This is a genomic window from uncultured Jatrophihabitans sp. (genome assembly GCF_964252635.1).
Taxonomy (GTDB): Bacteria; Actinomycetota; Actinomycetes; order Mycobacteriales; family Jatrophihabitantaceae; genus Jatrophihabitans.
Window position 1 is genome coordinate 2,860 of the sequence record NZ_CAXUNP010000080.1, and the last position, 4,284, is coordinate 7,143.

2 protein-coding genes are annotated in these 4,284 nt (G+C 68.5%); one reads left to right on the forward strand and one right to left on the reverse strand.

All coding sequences use genetic code 11. The features are described from left to right. The first annotated feature begins 80 nt into the window (after nt 1-80). The gene (locus ACFFCA_RS19575; RefSeq protein WP_375487931.1) at nt 81-1,055 is read left to right on the forward strand and encodes a hypothetical protein; all 975 of its coding nucleotides are present in this window, start codon (nt 81-83) and stop codon (nt 1,053-1,055) included. Between the two features lie 248 nt (nt 1,056-1,303). On the opposite strand, the gene rpoC is transcribed toward ACFFCA_RS19575, so the two are convergent. Next, a partial coding sequence (gene rpoC, locus ACFFCA_RS19580; RefSeq protein ID WP_375487933.1) for a DNA-directed RNA polymerase subunit beta' occupies nt 1,304-4,284 on the reverse strand: 2,981 nt, incomplete at its 5' end.

Genomic DNA, 4,284 nt, shown 5'->3' on the forward strand with positions numbered 1-4,284 from the left:
GTTGTCCACAGCGGCGCGCGGCGTCCACAGGTTGGTCGGTTCAGCGCACGCGACCTGGTGCGTGCGGCCACAGTGTCACCGTGCTCCCGCGGTCGCTTCTCCAGCGGGACCGGCCGCGTGCCGACAACCTGATCGCCGTCCCGCCCCAGCTGGCGGCGCTGGCCGAGGCGCAGGCGGGCGTGCTGACCCGCCGACAGCTTGGCCTGTGCGGGCTGACGCCGGGACGTGTCGATGCGGCTGTGCGCGCCAAGCGTTGGCGCACCGTGGGACGACATGTGGTGGTCTTGTCCAACGCACCGCTCTCCGAGCTGCAGCGGCACTGGGTGGCCGTGCTTCTGTTCGGCAAGCCGGCGGCACTCGCCGGACTCAGCGGCGCCGCGGCCGCGGGGCTGAAGGGCTTCGAGCCCTCCCGCGTACACGTCGTGGTCTCGCACGACACGCACGCCGGTGCGCCCGGTTGGATACAGATCCACGAATCGCGCCGATTCCGAAGCGGCGACATCAGCGAGGGCGCCGGCCCGCCACGAACCGGTATTGCCCGCTGTCTCATCGACGCCGCGACGTGGTCATCCCGACCGCGCCGAGCGTGCGCAATCCTGTGCGCGGGCGTCCAGCAAAGGCTCGTGACAGCAGACCGGCTCGAGTCCGAGCTCCGGCGGGCCGGCCATGTCCGGCATGTGGCCGTCATGCGAGCCGTCCTCGGCGACATCGGTGGTGGTGGCCATACTCTCGCCGAGATCGATCTGGGGCCCGTCGCCCGACGTGCCGGGCTCCCGCCTCCGCGGCGACAGGTGCTGCGCCGCGAATCCAGTGGGCGAGCACGGTACGTCGATGCAGAGTTCGACCTCCCGGACGGCACGACGTTCGTCGTCGAGATCGACGGGGCTGTCCACCTGCAACCGTCGTCCTTCTGGGACGACCTGGACCGCCAGAACGAGATTGTTCTCGACGGCACGCCGGTGTTGCGGTTCGCCTCGCTGAGCGTTCGATTGAACGAGCAACGCGTCGTGGACCAGCTCCGACGGATGCGGACAGCGCACATTTCGTGTCCATGACCGACGCCAAGTCGTGTGACCCCCACGAGTTGTCCGCGCCTGGACGAGACCTGGCACGGGCAAACGCGGACAACTCCGAGGTGTCGGGCTGCGGGGCAGCAGTTGTCCGCGCGTCGGCGTGCCGGGGCGCGACGAGGCGCGGACAACTCCAGGTGGCGCAGAGGATCGGGGTCCGGACAGCCGAACGGGCCGGCCTCCCGAGGGAGACCGGCCCGTTCGGGTCGTTCAGTGGCTACTGGGAGCCGCGATCAGCGGTAGTCGTCGTAGCCGAACTCGTCCAGCGGCACGGCCGGGCCCATCTGGTTGTTGCCGAACCCGTAGTAGTCGTTCTCGTCGTAGCCGGCCATCGAGAACGCGGCAGCCCGCGCTTCCTCGGTCGGGTTGACGTCGACGTTCCGGTACCGCGCGATGCCGGTACCCGCCGGGATCAGCTTGCCGATGATCACGTTCTCCTTCAGGCCGACGAGCGAGTCGCTCTTGGCCGAGATGGCCGCGTCGGTGAGGACGCGGGTCGTCTCCTGGAAGGAGGCCGCCGACAGCCACGACTCGGTGGCCAGCGACGCCTTGGTGATGCCCATGAGCACCGGACGGCCCGAGGCCGGCTCGTTGCCCTCGGCCACGACGCGCCGGTTCTCACCCTCGAACATCGTCCGCTCGACGAGCGAACCGGGCAGGAACTCGGTGGCACCCGACTCGATCACCGTGATGCGCTTGAGCATCTGCCGGATTATCACCTCGATGTGCTTGTCGTGGATCGCCACGCCCTGCGAGCGGTACACCTCCTGGACCTCACGGACGAGGTGCAGCTGCACCTCGCGCGGGCCCATGATGCGCAGCACGTCGTGCGGGTTGACGGCACCGGAGATGAGCTGCGTGCCGGCCTCGACCGACTCGCCCTCGTTGACCAGCGGACGCGCGCGCCGACTGATCGGGTACTCCTTCTCCTCGTCACCGTCGTCGGGCGTGATGATGATCCGTCGCGAGCTGCCCTTCGACCCGTCGGACTCCTCGATGCGCACCCGACCGCTGGTCTCGGCGATCGGCGACATGCCCTTGGGCACGCGCGCCTCGAACAGCTCGCCGACACGCGGCAGGCCGTGCGTGATGTCGTCACCGGCGATGCCGCCGGTGTGGAACGTACGCATCGTCAGCTGGGTGCCGGGCTCACCGATCGACTGGGCGGCGATGATGCCGACCGCCTCGCCGACGTCGACGAGCTTGCCGGTGGCCAGCGAGCGGCCGTAGCAGCTCGCGCAGGTGCCCAGCGTCGACTCGCAGGTCAGGACCGAACGGACCCGGACCTCGCTGATGCCGGCCTCGATCAGGGTGTCGATGAGCACGTCACCCAGGTCGGTGCCCGCCGCGGCGATGACCTTCTTGCCCGCGGTGATGTCCTCGGCGAGAACGCGCGCGTAGACCGAGGTCTCGACGTGCGGGTCCTTGACCAGCGTGCCGTCGGCCAGCTTGTCGGCGATGACCAGCGTGAGGCCACGGTCGGTGCCGCAGTCCTCCTCGCGGATGATCACGTCCTGGCTGACGTCCACGAGACGACGGGTCAGGTACCCCGAGTCGGCGGTACGCAGGGCGGTGTCGGCCAGACCCTTGCGGGCACCGTGCGTGGCGATGAAGTACTCCAGCACCGACAGGCCCTCGCGGAAGTTCGCCTTGATCGGGCGCGGGATGATCTCGCCCTTCGGGTTGGCGACCAGCCCACGCATGCCGGCGATCTGGCGCATCTGCATCATGTTTCCGCGCGCACCGGAGTTGACCATGATGTACACCGGGTTGGTCTTCGGGAAGTTGCCTTCCATCTCCTTGGCGACCTCGCTGGTCGCCTTGGTCCAGACCTCGACGAGCTCCTGGCGGCGCTCCTCCTCGGTGATGACGCCACGCTGGTACTGCTTCTCGATCTTCTCGGCGTCCTTCTCGTAACGCTCGAGGATCTCGGCCTTGCGCGGCGGCGTGACGACGTCGTCGATGGCGATGGTGATGCCCGACCGGGTGGCCCAGTGGAAACCGTTGGCCTTGAGGTTGTCGAGGGTGTTCGCGACCTCGACCTTCGGGTAGCGCTCGGCCAGGTCGTTGACGATCTGGCCCAGCTCCTTCTTGGTCACCGGGTAGTTCACGAACCGGTAGTCCGACGGCAGCGAGTCGTTGAACAGGCAGCGGCCCAGCGTGGTCTGCAGCAGCAGCGGCTGGCCCGGCTCCCAACCCTCGGGCGCGGTCCACTTCTCGCCCGTGCCGTTGTCGACGGAGCTGACGCCCCGCAGCCGGATCTGCACCGGCGACTGCAGGTGCAGACCACCGGTGTCACGGGCCATGACGGCCTCGGCCTCGGAGGAGAAGACGCGACCGTTGCCCTCGCCCTCGGGACGCAGCGCGGTCAGGTGGTACAGACCGAGGATCATGTCCTGGGTCGGCATGGTGACCGGGCGGCCGTCGGCCGGCTTGAGGATGTTGTTCGTCGACAGCATCAGGATCCGCGCCTCGGCCTGGGCCTCGGCCGACAGCGGCAGGTGCACCGCCATCTGGTCACCGTCGAAGTCCGCGTTGAACGCGGTGCACACGAGCGGGTGGATCTGGATGGCCTTGCCCTCGACCAGCTGCGGCTCGAAGGCCTGGATGCCCAGGCGGTGCAGGGTCGGGGCGCGGTTGAGCAGTACCGGGTGCTCGCGGATGACCTCTTCGAGGACGTCCCACACCACCGGGCGAGCGCGCTCGACCATGCGCTTGGCCGACTTGATGTTCTGCGCGTGCGACAGGTCGACCAGGCGCTTCATGACGAACGGCTTGAACAGCTCGAGCGCCATGCCCTTGGGCAGGCCGCACTGGTGCAGCTTGAGCTTCGGGCCGACGATGATCACCGAACGACCGGAGTAGTCGACGCGCTTGCCGAGCAGGTTCTGGCGGAAGCGGCCCTGCTTGCCCTTGAGCAGGTCGGACAGCGACTTCAGCGGTCGGTTGCCCGGCCCGGTGACCGGACGGCCGCGGCGGCCGTTGTCGAACAGGGCGTCGACGGACTCCTGCAGCATCCGCTTCTCGTTGTTGACGATGATCTCGGGCGCGCCGAGGTCGATCAGTCGCTTGAGGCGGTTGTTGCGGTTGATGACGCGCCGGTACAGGTCGTTGAGGTCGGAGGTCGCGAAGCGGCCACCGTCCAACTGCACCATCGGACGCAGGTCCGGCGGGATGACCGGGACGCAGTCGAGCACCATGCCCTGCGGGCTGT